The organism is Streptomyces sp. DS1-CR2, from assembly GCF_055760475.1.
This window is the reverse complement of record NZ_CM147085.1, coordinates 894,671-912,797: the sequence shown is the minus strand read 5'-3', so window position 1 is coordinate 912,797 and position 18,127 is coordinate 894,671. Positions and strand designations below refer to the sequence as shown.

Annotated in this window: 18 protein-coding genes; 8 read left to right on the top strand and 10 right to left on the bottom strand. The window is 69.5% G+C overall.

Annotation, left to right across the window (positions count from 1 at the left end):
• Positions 1–13: 13 nt before the first annotated feature.
• On the bottom strand, positions 14–973 hold the full coding sequence (locus ACY0PA_RS04515) for an NAD(P)H-dependent flavin oxidoreductase (RefSeq protein WP_473083446.1): 960 nt from the start codon (positions 971–973) through the stop codon (positions 14–16).
• A 390-nt stretch (positions 974–1,363) separates the two neighbouring features.
• Here ACY0PA_RS04515 and ACY0PA_RS04510 point away from each other — a divergent pair, with 390 nt between their 5' ends.
• Positions 1,364–1,912 carry a DUF1062 domain-containing protein gene (locus ACY0PA_RS04510; protein WP_473083445.1) on the top strand — a complete coding sequence of 183 codons (549 nt, stop codon included), beginning with the start codon at positions 1,364–1,366 and terminating at the stop codon, positions 1,910–1,912.
• 290 nt (positions 1,913–2,202) lie between these two features.
• The gene (locus ACY0PA_RS04505; RefSeq protein ID WP_473083444.1) at positions 2,203–3,450 is read left to right on the top strand and encodes an MFS transporter; all 1,248 of its coding nucleotides are present in this window, start codon (positions 2,203–2,205) and stop codon (positions 3,448–3,450) included.
• On the opposite strand, the gene ACY0PA_RS04500 is transcribed toward ACY0PA_RS04505, so the two are convergent.
• A complete protein-coding gene (locus tag ACY0PA_RS04500; RefSeq protein ID WP_473083443.1) occupies positions 3,443–4,357 on the bottom strand; it encodes a LysR substrate-binding domain-containing protein in 915 nt (304 codons plus the stop codon). The genes ACY0PA_RS04505 and ACY0PA_RS04500 overlap by 8 nt on opposite strands.
• A 144-nt stretch (positions 4,358–4,501) precedes the next feature.
• Here ACY0PA_RS04500 and ACY0PA_RS04495 point away from each other — a divergent pair, with 144 nt between their 5' ends.
• The 3 genes from ACY0PA_RS04495 (at position 4,502) to ACY0PA_RS04485 (ending at position 6,704) form a co-directional block, all read left to right on the top strand.
• Positions 4,502–5,512: an aldo/keto reductase gene (locus ACY0PA_RS04495; RefSeq protein ID WP_473083442.1), complete on the top strand. Its 1,011-nt coding sequence runs from the start codon at positions 4,502–4,504 to the stop codon at positions 5,510–5,512.
• A 33-nt stretch (positions 5,513–5,545) separates the two neighbouring features.
• Positions 5,546–5,968, top strand: coding sequence for an SRPBCC family protein (locus ACY0PA_RS04490; protein ID WP_473083441.1), 423 nt, complete (start codon positions 5,546–5,548; stop codon positions 5,966–5,968).
• A 172-nt stretch (positions 5,969–6,140) separates the two neighbouring features.
• Positions 6,141–6,704, top strand: coding sequence for a dihydrofolate reductase family protein (locus ACY0PA_RS04485; protein WP_473083440.1), 564 nt, complete (start codon positions 6,141–6,143; stop codon positions 6,702–6,704).
• 47 nt (positions 6,705–6,751) lie between these two features.
• Here ACY0PA_RS04485 and ACY0PA_RS04480 read toward each other — a convergent pair whose 3' ends face one another.
• Complete coding sequence (locus tag ACY0PA_RS04480) at positions 6,752–7,555, bottom strand: PP2C family protein-serine/threonine phosphatase (RefSeq protein ID WP_473083439.1); 804 nt, start codon at positions 7,553–7,555, stop codon at positions 6,752–6,754.
• Between the two features lie 184 nt (positions 7,556–7,739).
• On the opposite strand from ACY0PA_RS04480, the gene ACY0PA_RS04475 reads away from it, so the two are divergent.
• Positions 7,740–9,083, top strand: a complete 1,344-nt coding sequence (locus ACY0PA_RS04475; protein WP_473083438.1) for a phosphoribosyltransferase family protein — start codon at positions 7,740–7,742, stop codon at positions 9,081–9,083.
• A 27-nt stretch (positions 9,084–9,110) separates the two neighbouring features.
• Here ACY0PA_RS04475 and ACY0PA_RS04470 read toward each other — a convergent pair whose 3' ends face one another.
• Entirely contained in the window at positions 9,111–9,698 is a 588-nt protein-coding gene (locus ACY0PA_RS04470; protein ID WP_473083437.1) for a TerD family protein, read from the bottom strand.
• A gap of 146 nt (positions 9,699–9,844) precedes the next feature.
• On the opposite strand from ACY0PA_RS04470, the gene ACY0PA_RS04465 reads away from it, so the two are divergent.
• The gene (locus ACY0PA_RS04465) at positions 9,845–10,702 is read left to right on the top strand and encodes a hypothetical protein (RefSeq protein WP_473083436.1); all 858 of its coding nucleotides are present in this window, start codon (positions 9,845–9,847) and stop codon (positions 10,700–10,702) included.
• Positions 10,703–10,782: 80 nt separating this feature from the next.
• Here ACY0PA_RS04465 and ACY0PA_RS04460 read toward each other — a convergent pair whose 3' ends face one another.
• Both ACY0PA_RS04460 and ACY0PA_RS04455 read right to left on the bottom strand, forming a co-directional pair.
• Positions 10,783–12,507, bottom strand: a complete 1,725-nt coding sequence (locus ACY0PA_RS04460; protein ID WP_473083435.1) for an MFS transporter — start codon at positions 12,505–12,507, stop codon at positions 10,783–10,785.
• A gap of 80 nt (positions 12,508–12,587) precedes the next feature.
• Complete coding sequence (locus ACY0PA_RS04455) at positions 12,588–13,061, bottom strand: MarR family transcriptional regulator (protein ID WP_473083434.1); 474 nt, start codon at positions 13,059–13,061, stop codon at positions 12,588–12,590.
• Between the two features lie 230 nt (positions 13,062–13,291).
• On the opposite strand from ACY0PA_RS04455, the gene ACY0PA_RS04450 reads away from it, so the two are divergent.
• Complete coding sequence (locus ACY0PA_RS04450) at positions 13,292–13,831, top strand: YbhB/YbcL family Raf kinase inhibitor-like protein (RefSeq protein WP_473083433.1); 540 nt, start codon at positions 13,292–13,294, stop codon at positions 13,829–13,831.
• 118 nt (positions 13,832–13,949) lie between these two features.
• Here the strand turns inward: ACY0PA_RS04450 and ACY0PA_RS04445 are convergent, their stop codons facing one another.
• Genes ACY0PA_RS04445 through ACY0PA_RS04430 form a run of 4 tightly spaced genes read right to left on the bottom strand, consistent with a single transcriptional unit; the run spans position 13,950 to position 18,060 of the window.
• A complete protein-coding gene (locus ACY0PA_RS04445) occupies positions 13,950–15,704 on the bottom strand; it encodes an acetyl/propionyl/methylcrotonyl-CoA carboxylase subunit alpha (protein ID WP_473086232.1) in 1,755 nt (584 codons plus the stop codon).
• Positions 15,701–16,192 carry a cobalamin B12-binding domain-containing protein gene (locus ACY0PA_RS04440; RefSeq protein ID WP_473083432.1) on the bottom strand — a complete coding sequence of 164 codons (492 nt, stop codon included), beginning with the start codon at positions 16,190–16,192 and terminating at the stop codon, positions 15,701–15,703. Before ACY0PA_RS04440 ends, ACY0PA_RS04445 begins: the two co-directional genes overlap by 4 nt.
• Before the next feature lie 24 nt (positions 16,193–16,216).
• On the bottom strand, positions 16,217–16,420 hold the full coding sequence (locus tag ACY0PA_RS04435) for an acyl-CoA carboxylase epsilon subunit (RefSeq protein ID WP_473083431.1): 204 nt from the start codon (positions 16,418–16,420) through the stop codon (positions 16,217–16,219).
• A 59-nt stretch (positions 16,421–16,479) separates the two neighbouring features.
• On the bottom strand, positions 16,480–18,060 hold the full coding sequence (locus ACY0PA_RS04430; protein ID WP_473083430.1) for an acyl-CoA carboxylase subunit beta: 1,581 nt from the start codon (positions 18,058–18,060) through the stop codon (positions 16,480–16,482).
• Positions 18,061–18,127 lie beyond the last annotated feature (67 nt).

The following is an 18,127-nucleotide window of genomic DNA, read 5'->3' as shown; positions in this document are numbered from 1 at the left end:
GGCAGTTGGTATGTCAGCGGGGGTACGCGCGGGCCAGCGCCTCCTCGGCCTGCGTGGCCAGGGTGGTGACGAGGTCGGCTGCCGAGGGGAGGTCGGTGATGAGGTCGACAGCTTCGCCGGCCCAGACCGGCAGCGGGGGGATGGTGCCGCGGGTCATGTCGTCCTGGTAGTCCTGACGGGCTTGGGGGTCGGCGGCGAGTTCGGCCTCCCGGCCGCGCCAGGTGTCGAGGTAGGGGTGGCCGAGGGTTCGGGCGGGATACTTTGCGGGCCATCGGGAGCCGCGGGCAATGTCCAGTAGCGTGCTCCGCTCGGTGTCCTGCCCGCGTCCTTCGACGATCGCCTTGGCGATCGAGGGGTCGACCAGGGACTCTGCGGTGGCCTGGAAGCGGGTTCCGATGAGCGCTCCGGCAGCGCCCAGCACGAGTGCGGCCGCCACGCCACGGCCATCGGCGATCCCGCCGGCCGCCAGTACCGGCACCGGATCCACGAGATCCACGACCGCTGGCACGAACGGCAACGTGGAGCGCCCGCGCGCGGCTCCGTGCCCCCCGCTCTCGGTTCCCTGGGCCACGATCACGTCGGCGCCCAGGTCCGCGGCCTGCCTGGCCTCGTCCAGATCGGTGACCTGAAGGATCAACAGAGCTCCGGCCCGGCGGACAGGCTCCGCATAGGGGCTCGGATCGCCGAACGACAGCATCACAGCCCTCGGCCCGTACTCCAGCGCACGCTCCACCACGCCGACGTCGATTCCCCAGGTCAGGAATCCGACGCCCCATGGACTTCCCGTGCCCGCCACGATGGGCACCTCGCGTGCCAGCCACTCCGGGTCCCCGAACCCGCCGCCGAGGATCCCGAATCCACCGCCGCGCGAGACAGCCGCGGCCAGTGCGCCGCCGGCCGACCCACCCATCGGCGCGAGTGCGATCGGGTACCGCACGTCGAACATCTCTGTGAACGCCGTCGAGAACGCCATGGTCACATCATCACTCCTCGCCCAACGGGCGGGCACACAAATGCGGCAGGCAGTGCGCCGTCTGCGGGGATGCGGCCTCCGCCATCGACTGTCTCGCCACCGACAGCGCCGGCTTCATGCACGGTGCCGTCGTGCCTGTGGACGGCAGCCGTACGGCCGTCTAGTGCTCCAGAGCCTGTCCGGTGGACCGGAGAGTGAGCCGGCGGGATCCGAAAACCACTGGAACAGCGCCGCAGCGGGCCATTACCGTGCTGCCGAACCAAGTCGCCCAGGCAAGGACGTGCCGTTGTACACCCTGTGAGACCTCCCAAGCGCTGATTTGTCGCGCGTCGCGCAATTGCGCCGCGCTCCTTTTTGCTGCGGACTTCTCACTGAAACCGGTGTACTTCTGTGCTCAATAGCTGGGTGGTCATGCCCACCTGCCTGCCGCTCGTTCTCCGCCGTTGCCATGCGTGCGCGTCGGACCGCTTCCGGGCAAACGGTAAATTCCGCGTCAACGCCAACCACAAGCTCATCGACGCCTGGCTCCTCGCGCTCTGTACCGCTTGCGGGGAAACCACAAAGCTCACGGTCCTGAAGCGGATGAACGTGCGCTCCGTACGGCCCGATCTGCTGGACCGGATGCATGACAACGACCCTGGCCTGGCAGCTGAGTTGCTCCAGGATCCGGTCGTGCGGCGCCGTAATCGCATCGCCCTCGACTGGGACAACGCGTGGCGCCTCGACACCGGCGGATCGGATCACCTGGACCGCGAGGTGATCGACGTCCTGGTCCGCTTTGCGGCGCGGATCCCTGTCCGGCCGGCGCGACTGATCGCTGAAGGCTGCGGTCTGTCGCGGACCGAGGTCGAGAGACTGATCGAGGAGGGAAAGCTCGTTTCGGCAGTCCGGCTGAGCGCCAAGCTCTCCGGTGACTTCACCTTCACGCTCAAGCGCTGAGGCCTCCTCCCGACAGGTCAGGTCGCTTCCCCCGCTCCTTGGAGTGGGGGAAGCGACCAGGCCAGTAGTGACGTCCCAGGCAATGTCTTCAAACTCCCGCCGTCGCCCGAAGGGCGGCGCCGCGGCGTTTGGTGCGTGCTCTCGGCATGCCGGGTGCAAGGCCTCGTCCCGGGTACAACGACGGGTTGTGTTCTCATGGCGGATCGGTTGTTTGATCTCGTCGTATGCTCCTCGCTTTGATGTCGGTGGTCAGCGTGTGGTTGATCGGGGCGGCGAGAGGTGCGGTGGGCGTGAAGGGCAGGCGGGCGCTGGGGCGGCGGTTCGGGTGGTTGTGGGCGGCGTTCGCGGTCAGCTCGTACGGCACGGGGTTCGGGTTCGGCGCGTTTCCCTTGATCGCGATCCTCGTGCTGCACTCCGGGCCGACCCAGGTGGCGGCGCTGGCCGCCGCGGGGCGGGCCGTGGGGGCCGTGGTCGTGGTGCCGCTCGGGCCGTGGATGGAGTTCCGGCGTAAGCGGCCCGTCATGATCGCGATGGACCTGATCCGGTTCGCGGCGCTGATGAGCGTCCCCGCCGCGTTCGCGTTCGGCCGGCTCAGCTTCGCCCAGCTCCTCGTCGTCTCCGTCGTCGTCGCCGCGGCCGACATCGCCTTCAAGGCGGCCGGCGGCGCGTATCTGAAGTCGCTCGTGCCGCCGGAGGACCTGCTCGTCGCGAACGGCCGGTTCGAGTCCACGACATGGACCTCGATCGTGGTCGGGCCGCCGCTCGGCGGGGCCGCGATCGGGATGTTCGGCCCCGTGACGACCGTGGTTGCCGACGCGGTCAGCTACCTGCTCTCGGCGCTCGGCATCCGCGCCATCGGAGGGCCGGAAACGCGCCCCGCGCGGGCCGCCGCACCGCGGCTGCGCGCCGGTGATCTGCTCGAAGGCTGGCGCTACATCCTCGGCCACCGCACGCTGCGCCCGCTGTTCCTCAACTCGATCGTTGTCAACGGCCTCATCATGGCCTCCGAGCCGCTGATCGCCGTGCTCATGCTGGGCCGACTCGGCTTCGCACCTTGGCAGTACGGTCTCGCGTTCGCGGCCCCGTGCATCGGTGGACTCATCGGCTCACGCGTGGCGCACCCGCTCGTGGCACGGCTGGGGCAGCACAAGGTGATGCTCATCGTCGGGGCGCTGCGTGCGTGCTGGCCCATCGGACTGGCGTTCGTCCAGCCCGGAGTCCCCGGAATCGTGCTCGTCATCGCCGTCCAGCTCGGCCTGGTGACCTGCTGCGGTCTGTTCAATCCGGTGCTTGCCACCTACCGGCTCGAACACGCCGACCCGGACCGGGTCGCCCGCACGCTGTCCGCGTGGTCGGTCAGCAGCAGCCTCTCGATCGCGGCTCTGACGGCTGTGTGGGGTGTCGTCGCCGCCGTCACCGGCCCGCGCATCGCGATCGCGCTCGCCGGAGTCGTGCTCCTGGCCACCCCGCTGCTGCTCCCGCGCCGCGAGAAGGCGCCCCGGAGCACGGGGGAGCAGGCCGCCGCCGGCCTCACCTGACGGGTTCATCCGCGGTGTCCTTGGTGTTGAGTACGGTCGCGCGGAAGGACGTGACGACCGGGCGCAGATCGATCTGGTGCCACGCTGCCCAGAGGCGTACTGACCTTTGGAACCAGGGGAGTTCACGGACGGTGACCCCTGGGGTGTCGCCTCGCAGCATGCTCTCCTGGACGAGCGTCATGCCGAGGCCGGACGCGGCCAGGCCGAGAGCGGTGAGAGGCCCGGGGGCTTCGAGCCGGATGTCCGGCGTGAACCCGGCCGCCGCGCAGGAGGCGACGAAGTCGTCGCGCCAGGCGGGCTGTTGGCTGTTCTCGATGGCGATCCACGGCTGATCGTCGAGGTCTTCGGGCAGGATTTCCGCCCGCCCCGCCAGTGCGTGGCTGCTCGGCATGGCCAGGAGCAGGGGGTCTTCGAGGAGGAGAGCGCTGCGCAGGTCGGGGTCCGTCTCGGGGGGTGCCTCCGGCACGAGGGCGATGTCCAGGCTGCGTTGGCGCAGGCCCTCGAACTGCTGGGCCGCGGTGAGGTCGTAGAGGGCAACGTGGATGCCGGGACGCTCGTCGTGCAGGGCGCGCAGCGCCTGGGGCAGGATCCCGGTGTGCATGGCATCGCCGACGTAGCCCACGCACAGGCCGCCTTCCTCGCCGCGGCCCATGCGGCGGCCGAGATTCTCGAGCCGGTCCGCGTGCCGCAGCAGGGCCGTGGCCTCCGTGAGGAAGACGCGGCCGTCGGAGGTGAGGCGGAGGCGCTGCTGGCTGCGCTCGAACAGGGTGAGGCCCAGGTTCTTCTCCAGCTGGGCGATCTGCCGGCTCAGCGGTGACTGGGAAATGTGCAGGCGATCGGCGGCGCGGCCGACGTGTTCCTCCTCGGCCACGGCCACGAAATAGCGAAGTTGTCGCAGGTCAAGCATGTAAGACCTCGGAGGGCTCAAGTGTGTCCAAGCAAGTCTTGGACAGTCTGACCCCTAGATCCTAACCTCGACAGAGCAAGAGCCGCGGAGCAGAACAAAACGTCCTGATCGCCGCATTACGCATCGAACAGAAAGTCTCCCATCATGGGCATCAAGTCCCTCCTGCCGGGCTCCCTCGGCTTCGGTACCGCCCCGCTCGGCAACATGTTCCGCAGCATCCCGGACGAGGAAGCCGCGGCCACCGTCGAAGCCGCCTGGAACCAGGGCATTCGCTACTTCGACACCGCGCCCTTCTACGGCGCGGGCCTGTCCGAGCTGCGCCTGGGCGAGGTGCTGTCCGGCCGACCGCGCGACGAGTACGTGCTCAGCACCAAGGTCGGCCGCGTCATCCTCGACGAGCTGGAGGACCCCGCCGACCGCGACCTGGGCGAGAAGGGCGGCCTGTTCGAGCACGGCCGCGCGAACAAGATGGTCGACCTCTACACCGCGGACGCCACCCTGCGCTCCATCGAGGACAGCCTCAAGCGCCTGCAGACGGACCGACTCGACATCGTCTGGGTGCACGACGTCGCCCAGGACTTCCACGGCGACGACTGGCTCGCCGTCTACGAGACGGCGCGCACCGGCGCCTTCCGCGTCCTGCAGAACCTCCGCGACGAGGGCGTCATCAAGGCATGGGGCCTGGGCGTCAACCGCGTGGAGCCGATCGAGCTCACCCTCGACCTGGACGAGCCCAAGCCCGACGCGTTCCTCCTGGCCGGCCGCTACACCCTGCTCGACCACAACCGGTCCCTGCAGCGCCTGCTGCCCGCCGCCACCGTGCAGAACGTCGACATGGTCGTCGGCGGACCCTACAGCTCCGGCATCCTCGCCGGCGGCCAGCACTTCGAGTACCAGAAGGCCCCGGCCGACATCATCGCCAAGGTCGAGCGGATCAAGGCGCTCACCGCCGCGCACGGCGTCAGCATCAAGGCCGCTGCCCTGCAGTTCGCCCTGGCGCACCCGGCGACGGCCGCCGTCGTCCCCGGCGCGACCCGGCCCAGCCGCATCGCCGAAGACGTCGCCGCCCTCAACGAGAACGTCCCGGCCGCCTTGTGGACCGCGCTCCGCGACGAGCAGCTCATCGCCGCCGACGCCCCCACCCTCACTGCCTGACCCCGATTCCACGGCACACACAAGGAGCAGTACATGGCCGCCACCGCCACCGCCACCATCGACCTCCCACGATCCGCCGACGACGTCTGGCAGCTCATCGGCGGCTTCGACTCCCTGCCCGACTGGCTCCCGTACATCCCCAAGAGCGAGCTGAGCGAAGGCGGCCGCGTCCGCCGCCTGACCAACCAGGACGGCGGCGTCATCGTCGAACGCCTCAAGGCCTTCGACCACGACAAACGCACCTACTCCTACGCCATCGAGCAGGCGCCCTTCCCTGTCACCGACTACCTCTCCACGCTGACGGTGCGCGACATACCCGGCGCACCCGGAACGTCGCAGGTGGAATGGACGGGCTCGTTCACGCCCGTCGGCGTCAGCGAGGCCGATGTCGAGGAGCTCTTCCACGGCATCTACGCGGACGGTCTCGCCGCACTGCTCAAGACCCTCAACGCCTGAGGGCGACACCGGTGTTGGACCGGTCACGCCGTGCTCCGGGTGCCGACTTGTGACACTGCCGGCGCCCCAGGTGCCTCATCACGGCGCCGGCCGGATGAGGGCCGCCGATGATTTTCCGGGGCGGGCGCGGTCAGGAAGGGTGGACCAACCACGGCTCAGGAGGAGGCGCGGTATGCGGACTCTGGCGATCACCCAGAACATCACCATCGACGGTTGCGTCGAGATGCTCACCGATTGGTTCGAACCGCAGGCCCAGGGCAACGCGGACATGGCCGATGTGCTGGAGGAGGGCCACCGTCAGGACAGCGAGGCAGATGCGCTGCTCTTGGGCCGGCGAACCTTCGAGGACTTCCGCGGCTACTGGCCCGGGCTGACCGACGACACCACGGGCATCTCCGACTACCTCAACCAGGTGCGGAAGTACGTCGTGTCCGGCTCGATCGAGGACCCGCAGTGGGAGAACTCGGTCGTCCTGTCCGGCGACGCGGTCAAGGAGGTCACCGCCCTGAAGGCGCTGGACGGCGGCAAGGACATCGTGCTCACCGGCAGCATCAGCCTTGCCCACACGTTGATCGAGGCGGGCCTCGTCGACGAGTACCGCCTCTTCGTGTACCCCGTCGTCCAGGGCCGCGGCAGGCGCCTCTTCCCCGACGGGTACGAGGTTCCGCGACTGCGGCTCGTGGACTCGAAGTCCTTCCGGAGCGGGATCGTGCTGCTGCGCTATGTCCCGGCCTGACGGGGCCGGCGGGTGCACATGGCTGGGGCCTGTCGGCCGTTGCCAGGTCAGCCGGTCACGGAGACGAGCGCGATCGTGACGTTGTCGGGACCGCCCGCGGCCATGGCGGCTTTCCACAGCTCGAAGACGGCCCGGCCGCCGTCGTGTGCCCGAAGCACATCGTCGATCTCGCTCTCGAGTACGGGATCGGTCAAGCCGTCACTGCACACCAGCATGCGCGTACCTGGCGTGAGCGTGGACCTGCTGACATGCGGCGTGATCGCGCTGAACGTCGGTGCGCCACCGAGCGCCTGCGTGACGATCGACGTGGTGCGCCGGCCCTGCGGAGGCGGTGGGCTGTCGTCCACGCTCACCTGGTGGAGCGTGTCGTCCGTGACGGCCCGCGCATCGGTGAGGCCGCCGTCGGCACTGGCATCGATGCCGTCACCGGCCGGGCCCACCTCGATCACCCTGCTGTCGCCGACGTTGAATACGAGCAGTTCCTGTTCGAGGATCACGACACCTGCGACGGTCGTCCCCATCGTGGAGAGTTCCGGGGCGCGGTCGGCTGCCGCGTACACGGCGTGATTGCACAACCCCAGCGCGTCACGAACGGCTTCCTCGCCGTCCAGCGCAGGCCCGAACAAGGCGAGCCGGCGGACGACGAGGCTGCTGGCGACCTCGCCGGCCGGCTGCCCGCCCATGCCGTCGGCGACAGCGACCACGAGGGGATGGCCGAGCGGGAACGCCATCGTCTGCGGATTCTCCGTCACCGATCCGCACAGCGTCCATGGGCCGACGACCAGGCTGTCCTCGTTGTGCTCGCGCCTGAGTCCGGGGTGGCTCAGTGCGGTGACCGATATGTACGCCATAGGGGGTGCCGCCCTTCCGCGAAGGAGCGCATCATCCGCACCACCATTGTCGCGCCGCAGAGCGGCCCAGGTCGCGCGGTGCGCACGCCCCGAGTTGCGCGGCGCCGCGAACGGGGTTAGCCCGGAGGTAGGGGCAGGAGGCGTCTGCCCTTACCTCCGGGGGCCTCTGAGAGGGGCGAGCGCTGTGCGGTTCACGGATCGTACTGATGCCGGGCGGCGGCTGGCCGCAGCGGTCCAACATCTGCGTGACGAGGAGCCGGTCGTCCTCGGGCTGCCCCGTGGCGGGGTTCCGGTGGCTTTCGAAGTGGCGCGTGCGCTCGGCGCCCCGCTCGACGTGATCGTGGTCCGCAAGCTCGGCGTCCCCTACCAGCCGGAACTGGCGTTCGGCGCGATCGGCGAGGGCGGCGTGCGGGTCCTCAACGACGACGTCGTGCGCCACTGCGGGATCGAACCGGACGGCATCGCCGCCGTCGAGCGCGTGGAGCGACAGGAGCTGGAGCGGCGGGCACGGAAGTACCGCGGCGGGCGACCTCCGGCAACCGACGAGTTCCGCACGAGGACCGGCGAGGCCCGCACCGTGATCGTCGTGGACGACGGGATTGCCACCGGCGCCACGGCGGCGGCGGCATGCCAGGTCGTACGGGCACAGGGAGCGGCCCGCGTGGTCCTCGCCGTGCCGGTCGCGCCGCCGGACGCGGTGCGCAGACTGAGCGTGGTGGCCGACGACGTGGTGTGCCTGTCCGTACCACCCCTGTTCGGTGCCGTCGGTGAGTGGTACAGCGACTTCTCGCAGACCACGGACGAGGAAGTGGCCGCGTGTCTGGCACGGGCCGTGGCGGACCCCGCACGCGTCCGGCAGGCACCGGTGACGACCGGCGTGGAGGTGGAGGCCGCCGGAGTCCGGCTGGCCGGAGACCTCGCACGGCCGGAAGGGGCCGCGGGCCTGGTGATGTTCGCCCATGGCTCCGGCAGCAGCCGGCACAGCCCGCGTAATCGTGCGGTGGCGGAGGTGTTGCAGGAAGCGGGCCTCGGCACGCTGCTGTTCGACCTGCTCACGCCCGCCGAGGAAGCCGACCGGGACAACGTCTTCGACATCGGCACGCTGGCCGGCAGGCTGGCCGCAGCCACCCGCTGGCTGCGCGACCGCGAGTCGGCGCCTATCGGATACTTCGGTGCCAGCACCGGGGCCGCGGCGGCGCTCCGGGCGGCCGCCGACGACCCGGACATCGGCGCAGTAGTGTCCCGCGGCGGACGGCCCGACCTGGCCGGACCCCGCCTCGACGACGTACGAGCGCCGACCCTGCTCATCGTCGGCGGGGCCGACATGATGGTGCTCGACCTCAACCGTGCCGCCCAGGCTCAACTCCGTTGCGAGAACCGGCTGGAGATCGTGCCCGGAGCAACGCACCTCTTCGAGGAACCCGGAGCGCTCGACCGGGTCGCCGACCTCGCGAGGTCGTGGTTCACCACGCACCTGACGGCAGGCAGCGACCCTTCGACGTCGGCGCGCCGGCAGCCGCATCACTGACCGGTTCGGGACCGGGCGCCGGAGGGCCTACCGGTTGCTCACCGCGAAACGCATCAGCGCCCGCTCGTCGCCCTGCTTGATCTTCCCCGTCTCGTTCAGCACCTCGAGCTTCCAACTGCCGTTGACCCGGACCGCCTTGGCGACACGGCAGCCGTTGTCGTTGGTGAGCAGGCTCGGCCAGATGTCGGCGACCTGCTGGGAGGTGCCGCCGGTTGCGTCGTACACCTTGAAGCTGATGTTCCGCGCCCTCGTGAAGGAGCTGGACTTCTTGTAGGCGGCGGCCACGAAGACGATCGACGTGATGTTGGCCGGGACGCGGCCGAACTCCACGGTCACTGTCTCGTCGTCCCCGTCGCCGCGCCCCGTCTGGTTGTCGCCGCTGTGCACCAAGGAGCCGTTGCCCAGCGGGTCCAGGGAGTCGAGGCCTGCGAGCCGTACCGGGTCCGCGCCCTGCAGCGCGACGGCGATGAGGTCGAGGTCCGTGCCGACGTTCCGGCGGAGCTTGCCCATCAGCCCGCCGCTGCTTCCGGCGGTGGGGTCCCAGGACACGCCGATCGACAGGTGGGTCACACCGTCGAGATCTGCCGGTCCGTCTTCCTTGGTGAGCGTGATCATGTGAATTCCTCGTGATGGTGGAGTGCGATGCATGAATTCTGCCGATATCACTGGTCACTTGATACACCAGGTCCGAAATTGGTGTCGGTCGGTCCTGCGTCATGGACCGAGCAGGCGCCTTCGGCGGGGGATTCCCCGGCGCGAGCATGACAGCCTCTGCCAAGGTGGACGCCATGGCGGAGGAGAACCCGAGGCGGGACCGGTCGACCGGCCGGCGCGGCCGAGGCCGGCGACGGGATGTGGTGGCCGCGGCCATCACGTGCGCGGCACTCGCGACCGGCGTCGTTCATATGGTCCGGCCCGGGATCAGGATCGACGGAACCGTTGTAGTGCTGCTCGCGGTGGCTGTCGTGCCGTGGCTGGGAGACCTCTTCGAGAGCATCGAACTGCCCGGGGGAGCCAAGCTCCAGTACAAGCAACTCGTCGACCGCATCGAGGCGACCGAGGAAAACGCGTTGCAGAGCGGTCGCGCGGCGGACGACGCGTCGCGCACGGCCCGCATCGCGCTCGTGATGACGCGCGTCCCGGACACGGGCGAACCGGCCGATGCCGAGATGCTGGCGGCCACACAGCAACTGGCCCGCGAATACACGTGGGTTCGCGAGAACGAGGAGTCGGGCCCCGGGCGAACCTCGCGCATGGAGCGGATCTTCGCGAGCCTGGTCTCCGCTGCCGGACGCATGGGCGAGTTCGACGTGGAGGCCGCGCTCGCGTCGAGCGATCCCGGGACGCGGCTCGCCGGTTATGCCCGCCTGTACGCGCGACCCGACGGCGACTTCCTGAACCTGCTGACGGAGGCGGTCCTCGTGGACGAGCACCTTCCGTTCAGTCAGTACTGGGGCTTCCAAGCAATCGCGGCGGTCGTCGATGAGGCCGGTGGGGGGACCATGCGCCTGGAGAATCTGCTGGGGCTCAAGGAGTGCCTTTCACGGCTTCCCCAGGACAGCGACCGCAACGGTGTCCTGGAGAGACTGCTCGCGAAACGCACGTTCAGACGCGCCTGATGACGTCTGAGCGGCCTTCGTGGGTGGAGACGGCTCCGGGCTGCGGCGCAGAAAGGCACCACAGCCCGGAGGGTAATCGCTCAGGCCACGCTGTTGCGCAGCTCCGCGAGGCTGTCCTTGGTCAGGTGGCGGGGCGTGCTGTCGGTGTCGACGAGGACGACCGTGCACGTGGCGGAGTGGGTGAGTGCGGTGGTGAGACTGCCGTCGGCGAACTGGGCGAGGGGGCCGCGCGGTGAGTGTCCGATGGCCACGGCGCGGGCGTGTACGTCCGCCGCGTGGTGGGCGAGGGCGCGGCCTGCCGCGGCGTGGTCGCCGACGCTCGTCAGGATCTGGCCGGTGGCAGCGATGCCGTCGGCGCTGAGGCGGTCGAGGTGGGCGGTCAGGGCGGCGCGGGCCCGTTCGTCCGTCTCGGTGTCGACGGCCTGTTCCTCGACGACCGCGGTCTGCTGGACGTGGACGACCTCCAGCGGGCTGCCCGTGTCGCGAGCGAGCCGCGCCGCGGCGTCGACGATGCGGGCGGCCTTGTCGTGGGCGCCTACGGCGACGATGACGGGCGGCGCGTCGGTCGCGGCGGCTGTCTTGCCGACAGGCGTGAGCGACGGGCTGACGGGTTCACTCTCGACCGGGTCGGCCTCGGCCTTGCGCAGCAGACCATGGCCGCTGGCCAGTACGGGGATGGCCAGGAGGAAGGTGGCGGCGCCCAGATAGAAGGGCACGCTCAGGTCCGTGGCGTCGGCGAGCTTGCCCGCGACGAAGGGGGCGAGGCCACCGCCGATGAAGCGCAGGAACCCGTAGGCGGATGAGGCCACGGGGCGCTCGACGGGGGAGACGAGCATGACGGCCTGGGTGGTCAGGGTGTTGTTGATGCCGATGAAGGCGCCGCTGACGATGACGGCCACGATGACGACCGTGGGGTTGTCGACGCCGGCGGCGATGAGCGCCATCACGATGCCGAGGCCGAGCAGGTTGGCGTACAGGACGGGAGCCGTGCCGAAGCGGGCCTGAAGACGCGGGGCGAAGAAGACGCTGAAGGCGGCCACCAGCAGTCCCCAGCCCGTGAAGACCAGACCGAGCTCGTGCGCGCTCAGCTTCATCGGGTACGGCGCGTAGCCGAGCATCGTGAAGAAGCCCCAGTTGTACAGCAGGGCCATGATGCCCATGGTCAGCAGACCGCGGTGGCGCAGCGCCTTGAGCGGCGCGATCGGCGAGGTGGGCCGCTTCGGCTTGGGCAGTGAGGGCACGAAGGCGAGGGTCGCGACCAGCGCGATGGCCATCAGCACGGCGACGCCGAAGAACGGGCCGCGCCAGCTGATGCCGCCCAACTCCCCGCCCAGCAGCGGGCCGACGGCGATCCCGAGGCCGAGCGCGGCCTCGTACAGGATGATCGCGCCGCCGAAACCGCCGCTCGCAGAGGCGACGATGACGGCGAGGGAGGTGGCGATGAACATCGCGTTGCCCAGGCCCCAGCCGGCGCGCATGCCGACGATGCCGTTGACGGAACCGGCCGTGCCGGCGAGTGCGGCGAAGACGACGATGACGACCAGGCCCACGACCAGGGTGCGCTTGGCGCCGATACGGCTGGATATCCAGCCGACGAAGAGCATGGCGACCGCGGTCACGATCAGGTAGCTGCTGAAGAGCAGGGAGACCTGGCTGGGTGAGGCGTGCAGGTTCTCGGCCAGGGCGGGGAGGATCGGGTCGACCAGGCCGATGCCCATGAACGAGATCACGCAGGCGAACGCCACGGCCCAGACGGCTTTCGGCTGCTTGAAGGGACTGGCGGCCTTTCCATGCGGTGCACTCATGCGCGGTTCTCTCCAAAGTGTCGAGAAGAGGGGTGGGGAGGAGGGGGTGCGGGGGAGCGGACAGGTTGTGGCGGGATGGGTCAGTCGTGGGCCGTACGGGTCTGGCGGTCCTGGATGGCGCGGGCCAGGGCGGGCAACGCGGTCCGCACCGCCTCCTGCTCCGGCTCGGTCAGCTCCCCGATGAGCAGATCGAAGGCCTGGGTCCGCTCGGCGCGCCGCTGCCGGAACACCTCGCGGCCGCTCTCGGTGGCTTCCACGAGGACGGCCCGGCCGTCGTTGTGGTCAGCCACTCGGCGTACCAGGCCCGCGCGTTCCATGCGGGTGACGAGCTGGGTCATGTTCGGCTGGGAGACACGTTCGGCCCTGGCCAGCTCGCTCAGTCGATACGGGCCTTCGCGGCCCAGCCGGCCGATCGCGGACGAGGCCGCCGCGCTCAGGCCGCCGGCGACGGCGCTCTGTCGCACGTAGCGGACCATCTGCTCCACGGCGATCATCAGGCCTTCGGCCCGAGGGTCGACTTCCATAACCCGCTTATCCATAAGCGCATTATGCATCTACTTGCAGTATGAATCAATACCGCGTGGGCGGGGTGTTTCGTGTCCGGTGGCCGCGCTTTTCCGGGACGTATATCGACATGGTTGGACGCCATCCGGACAGAAGTCGCCCATTTGCGGCGTGCGGGGCCTGTGGGTGTCGTGCGAGTGTCGGGGGTGTGGTCGATCAGGGCGGGTCGGCCACCGACCGCTTCCGTGCGCACCTGACCGCCTGACCAGAGGAGAAGCACATGCCCCACTCCTTCGATCCGTACAGCGTCCTGCCCTCAGTGCCGGAGTTCGGCTTGCACAGCACGGACATCGCGGACGGGAAGCCCCTCGATGTCGCACAGTGCAGCAGTCTCTTCGGAGGCCCGGGCGAGGACCGCTCTCCACAGCTGTCCTGGGAGGGCTTCCCGGCCGACACGCAGAGCTTCGCGGTGACCTGCTTCGACCCGGACGCGCCGACGGTGAGTGGCTTCTGGCACTGGGCGGTGTACGACATCCCCGCGTCGGTGCACGAACTGGAGGCCGGTGCCGGGGCGCCGGGCGGGAAGTACCTTCCCGTCGGCGCGAAGATGCTGGCCAACGACGCGGGCGGGCAGAGCTTCCTCGGCGCGGTGCCCCCTCCCGGGCACGGCCCTCACCGTTACATGTACGCCGTCCATGCGGTGGACACGCCCGAGCTGGATGTGCCGGCGGCGGCTTCCCCGGCCTGGCTGGGCTTCCAGCTCTTCAGCCACACGGTGGCGCGGGCCGTGATCACCCCGATTTTCGAGAATCCGGCCTGAGCACCTACGACTGACAGCGCGGAAGCTCAGGAGTGGCCGCGCAGGCCAGGAACGCCGAGAGCCCAGGAGGTCGTCCTCCCGGGCTCTCGGGTTCGGATTGTCGGGGGAGGGGCGGCGCTCAGTCCTTGATCTCGCAGATGGTGGCGCCGGAGGTGATGGAGGCGCCGATCTCGGCGCTGAGGCCCTTGATGGTGCCGGTGCGGTGGGCGTTGAGGGGCTGTTCCATTTTCATGGCTTCGAGGACGACGACGAGGTCGCCTTCCTTGACTTCCTGGCCTTCTTCGACGGCGATCTTGACGATGGTGCCCTGCATGGGGGAGGCGAGGGTGTCGCCGGAGGCGGCGGGGCCGGACTTCTTGGCGGCGCGCCGTTTGGGTTTGGCGCCGGCGGCGAGGCCGGTGCGGGCCAGGGACATGCCGAGCGAGGAGGGCAGGGAGACCTCGAGGCGTTTGCCGCCGACCTCGACGACGACGGTCTCGCGGCCGGTTTCCTCGTCGTGGTCGGTGTCGGGGGTGGCGGCGAAGGGCTTGATCTCGTTGACGAACTCGGTCTCGATCCAGCGGGTGTGGATGGTGAAGGGGTCGCTGGTGAAGGCCGGGTCGGTGACGACGGCGCGGTGGAAGGGGATGGCGGTGGCCATGCCCTCGACCTCGAACTCGGCCAGGGCGCGGGCGGCGCGTTGCAGGGCCTGTTCGCGGGTGGCGCCGGTGACGATCAGTTTGGCGAGGAGGGAGTCCCAGGCGGGGCCGATCACGCTGCCGGTCTCGACGCCGGCGTCGAGGCGGATGCCGGGGCCGGTGGGGGGTGCGAAGCGGGTGACGGTGCCGGGGGCGGGCAGGAAGCCGCGGCCGGGGTCTTCGCCGTTGATGCGGAACTCGAAGGAGTGGCCGCGCAGGGCGGGGTCGTCGTAGCCGAGTGCTTCGCCGTCGGCGATGCGGAACATCTCGCGTACGAGGTCGATGCCGGCGACTTCTTCGGTGACGGGGTGTTCGACCTGGAGGCGGGTGTTGACCTCGAGGAAGGAGATGGTGCCGTCCATGCCGACGAGGAATTCGACGGTGCCGGCGCCGACGTAGCCGGCTTCCTTGAGGATGGCTTTGGAGGCGGTGTAGAGCTGCTCGTTCTGGGCCTGGGTGAGGAAGGGGGCGGGGGCTTCCTCGACGAGTTTTTGGTGGCGGCGCTGCAGTGAGCAGTCGCGGGTGGAGACGACGACCACGTTGCCGTGGGTGTCGGCCAGGCACTGGGTCTCGACGTGGCGGGGTTTGTCGAGGTAGCGCTCGACGAAGCATTCGCCGCGGCCGAAGGCTGCGACGGCTTCGCGTACGGCGGAGTCGTAGAGCTCGGGGACCTCTTCGAGGGTGCGGGCGACCTTGAGGCCGCGGCCGCCGCCGCCGAAGGCGGCCTTGATGGCGATGGGCAGGCCGTGTTCGCGGGCGAACGCGAGGACTTCGTCGGAGCCGGACACGGGGTCCGGGGTGCCGGCGACCAGGGGGGCGCCGGCGCGCTGGGCGATGTGCCGGGCGGCGACCTTGTCGCCGAGGTCGCGAATGGCCTGCGGGGGCGGGCCGATCCAGATCAGGCCGGCGTCCAGGACGGCCTGGGCGAACTCCGCGTTCTCCGACAGGAATCCGTAGCCGGGGTGGATGGCGTCCGCGCCGGAGTCCTTGGCGGCCTGCAGCACCTTCGCCATGTCGAGATAGCTGGTGGCCGGGGTGTCACCGCCCAACGCGAACGCCTCGTCCGCCGCCCGGACATGCGAAGCGTCCCGGTCCGGTTCCGCGTAAACGGCAACGCTCGCGATACCGGCATCCCGGCACGCCCGGGCCACGCGGACAGCGATTTCGCCACGGTTGGCGATGAGGACTCTCTTCAGCATGCCTGCTCCAGCGCGGGTTCCGGGGTGTCGGTGGTGGCGGTCGTGTCGGTGGTGGCGAGCAGGCGGTCGACGGTCTCGACGATGCCGCCGATGCCCGCGCCGGGAGTGAACACGGCGTGGACGCCCAGTGCTTCGAGGGCCGTGACATCGGCGTCGGGAATGATGCCGCCGACCAGGAGGCGGACGTCGCCGGCATCCTCTTCGGCCAGCAACTGGATCACCTTCGCGACGATCGTCAGATGGGCACCCGAGAGAACGGAGAGCCCGAGGAGCGGCGCGTCCTCGGCGATGACGGTCGCCACGATCTGCTCCGGGGTCTGGTGCAGGCCGGTGTAGATCACCTCGTAGCCCGCGTCGCGCAGCGCCCGGGCGATCACCTTGGCGCCACGGTCGTGGCCGTCGAGGCCGGGCTTGGCGATCACCACGCGAGCGCGCGGGGCCGGTGCGTGACCGGCGCGACGCGCGCCCTGTTGCACGGTGTTCATGAACTCTCCGATCGGGTGGTTGGTTCAGCGCGGCCAGTAGGTGCGCGCCCAGGCCGCGGGCCCGTGCTGAGGCAGGGAGTTGATGCGTGAGGGGTCGGCCCATGCGTCGCGGGTGGCTGTCGCGCCGGGCGGGGTGGTGGTCGCCGCCGCGGCGCGGGCCTGGACCACCGCCAGTGCGGCGGCCAGCTCCTCGGGGGTGGGGTTGCCCCTGACGACCTTGATCATCATTGGTCGGGTCCTTTCGGGCGGCTCTTTCGGCGGCTCTTCTTGGCGGCTGGGTCCTGGGGCTAGAGCGGGATGTTGCCGTGCTTCTTGGGCGGGAGGGTTTCGCGTTTGGTGCGGAGCTGGCGCAGGCCGCGGACGATGTGGGCGCGGGTGTCGGCGGGCATGATGACGGCGTCGATGTAGCCGCGTTCGGCCGCGGTGTAGGGGTTGAGGAGGGTGTCCTCGTATTCCTGGATGAGGCGGTGGCGGGTTGCTTCCTGCTCGGTTTCGGGGGCGGCGGCGATGGTGCGGCGGTGCAGGATGTTGACCGCTCCCTGGGCGCCCATGACCGCGATCTGGGAGGTGGGCCAGGCCAGGTTGAGGTCGGCGCCCAGGTGTTTGGAGCCCATGACGTCGTAGGCGCCGCCGAACGCCTTGCGGGTGATCACGGTGATGAGGGGGACGGTGGCTTCGGCGTAGGCGTAGATGAGTTTGGCGCCGCGGCGGATGATGCCGGTGTGTTCCTGGTCGACGCCGGGCAGGAAGCCGGGGACGTCGACGAAGGTGATCACGGGGACGTTGAACGCGTCGCAGGTGCGTACGAAGCGTGCTGCTTTTTCGGAGGCGTCGATGTCCAGGCAGCCGGCGAACTGCAGGGGCTGGTTGGCGACGATGCCGACGGGGCGGCCCTCGACGCGGCCGTATCCGGTGAGGATGTTCGGTGCGAACAGCGGCTGTGTCTCGAAGAACTCGGCGTCGTCCAGGACGTGCTCGATGACGGTGTGCATGTCGTAGGGCTGGTTGGCGCTGTCGGGGACGAGGGTGTCGAGTTCGTCGTCCTCGGGGGTGCGGGCCAGGTCGGCTTCCTCGGGGAAGGCCGGCGGCTCGGACAGGTTGTTGGAGGGGAGGTAGGACAGGAGGGTTTTGACGTATTCGATGGCGTCTTTTTCGTCGCCTGCCATGTGGTGCGCGACGCCGGAGGTGGTGTTGTGGGTGCGGGCTCCGCCGAGTTCCTCGAAGCCGACGTCCTCGCCGGTGACGGTTTTGATGACGTCGGGGCCGGTGATGAACATGTGGCTGGTCTGGTCGACCATGACGGTGAAGTCGGTGATGGCGGGGGAGTAGACGGCGCCGCCGGCGCAGGGGCCGACGACGAGGCTGATCTGGGGGATGACGCCGGAGGCGTGGGTGTTGCGGCGGAAGATCTCGCCGTACATGCCCAGTGCCATGACGCCTTCCTGGATGCGGGCGCCGCCGGAGTCGTTGATGCCGATGACGGGGCAGCCGGTTTTGAGGGCGAAGTCCATCACCTTGATGATTTTCTGGCCGTAGACCTCGCCGAGGGCTCCGCCGAAGACGGTGAAGTCCTGGGAGAAGACGGCTACCGGGCGGTTTTCGACGGTGCCGTAGCCGGTGACGACGCCGTCGCCGTAGGGCTTGTTGTCGTCCAGGCCGAAGGCGGTGGAGCGGTGGCGGGCGAATTCGTCGAGTTCTACGAACGAGCCTTCGTCCAGGAGTAGTTCGATGCGTTCACGGGCCGTCAGTTTGCCCTTCGCGTGCTGCTTCTCCACCGCGCGCGCGGAGCCGGCGTGTGTGGCCTCTTCGATCCGGCGCTGCAGGTCCGCGAGCTTTCCCGCGGTCGTGTGGATGTCGATGTCGTTCACTGAATGCTCCACCGGGCTCACTGGTCATCGGAAGGATCGGAAGTATCGGCTGGATCACAAGGATCGG

Coding starts and splice junctions, on each gene's coding strand:
- ACY0PA_RS04460 (WP_473083435.1), bottom strand. CDS start 12,507: ATGAGTGCACCGCATGGAAAGGCCGCCAGTCCCTTCAAGCAGCCGAAA.
- ACY0PA_RS04480 (WP_473083439.1), bottom strand. CDS start 7,555: ATGGCGTACATATCGGTCACCGCACTGAGCCACCCCGGACTCAGGCGC.
- ACY0PA_RS04465 (WP_473083436.1), top strand. CDS start 9,845: ATGACAGCCTCTGCCAAGGTGGACGCCATGGCGGAGGAGAACCCGAGG.
- ACY0PA_RS04435 (WP_473083431.1), bottom strand. CDS start 16,420: ATGATGATCAAGGTCGTCAGGGGCAACCCCACCCCCGAGGAGCTGGCC.
- ACY0PA_RS04470 (WP_473083437.1), bottom strand. CDS start 9,698: ATGATCACGCTCACCAAGGAAGACGGACCGGCAGATCTCGACGGTGTG.
- ACY0PA_RS04455 (WP_473083434.1), bottom strand. CDS start 13,061: ATGCATAATGCGCTTATGGATAAGCGGGTTATGGAAGTCGACCCTCGG.
- ACY0PA_RS04485 (WP_473083440.1), top strand. CDS start 6,141: ATGCGGACTCTGGCGATCACCCAGAACATCACCATCGACGGTTGCGTC.
- ACY0PA_RS04440 (WP_473083432.1), bottom strand. CDS start 16,192: ATGAACACCGTGCAACAGGGCGCGCGTCGCGCCGGTCACGCACCGGCC.
- ACY0PA_RS04490 (WP_473083441.1), top strand. CDS start 5,546: ATGGCCGCCACCGCCACCGCCACCATCGACCTCCCACGATCCGCCGAC.
- ACY0PA_RS04500 (WP_473083443.1), bottom strand. CDS start 4,357: ATGCTTGACCTGCGACAACTTCGCTATTTCGTGGCCGTGGCCGAGGAG.
- ACY0PA_RS04450 (WP_473083433.1), top strand. CDS start 13,292: ATGCCCCACTCCTTCGATCCGTACAGCGTCCTGCCCTCAGTGCCGGAG.
- ACY0PA_RS04495 (WP_473083442.1), top strand. CDS start 4,502: ATGGGCATCAAGTCCCTCCTGCCGGGCTCCCTCGGCTTCGGTACCGCC.
- ACY0PA_RS04515 (WP_473083446.1), bottom strand. CDS start 973: ATGGCGTTCTCGACGGCGTTCACAGAGATGTTCGACGTGCGGTACCCG.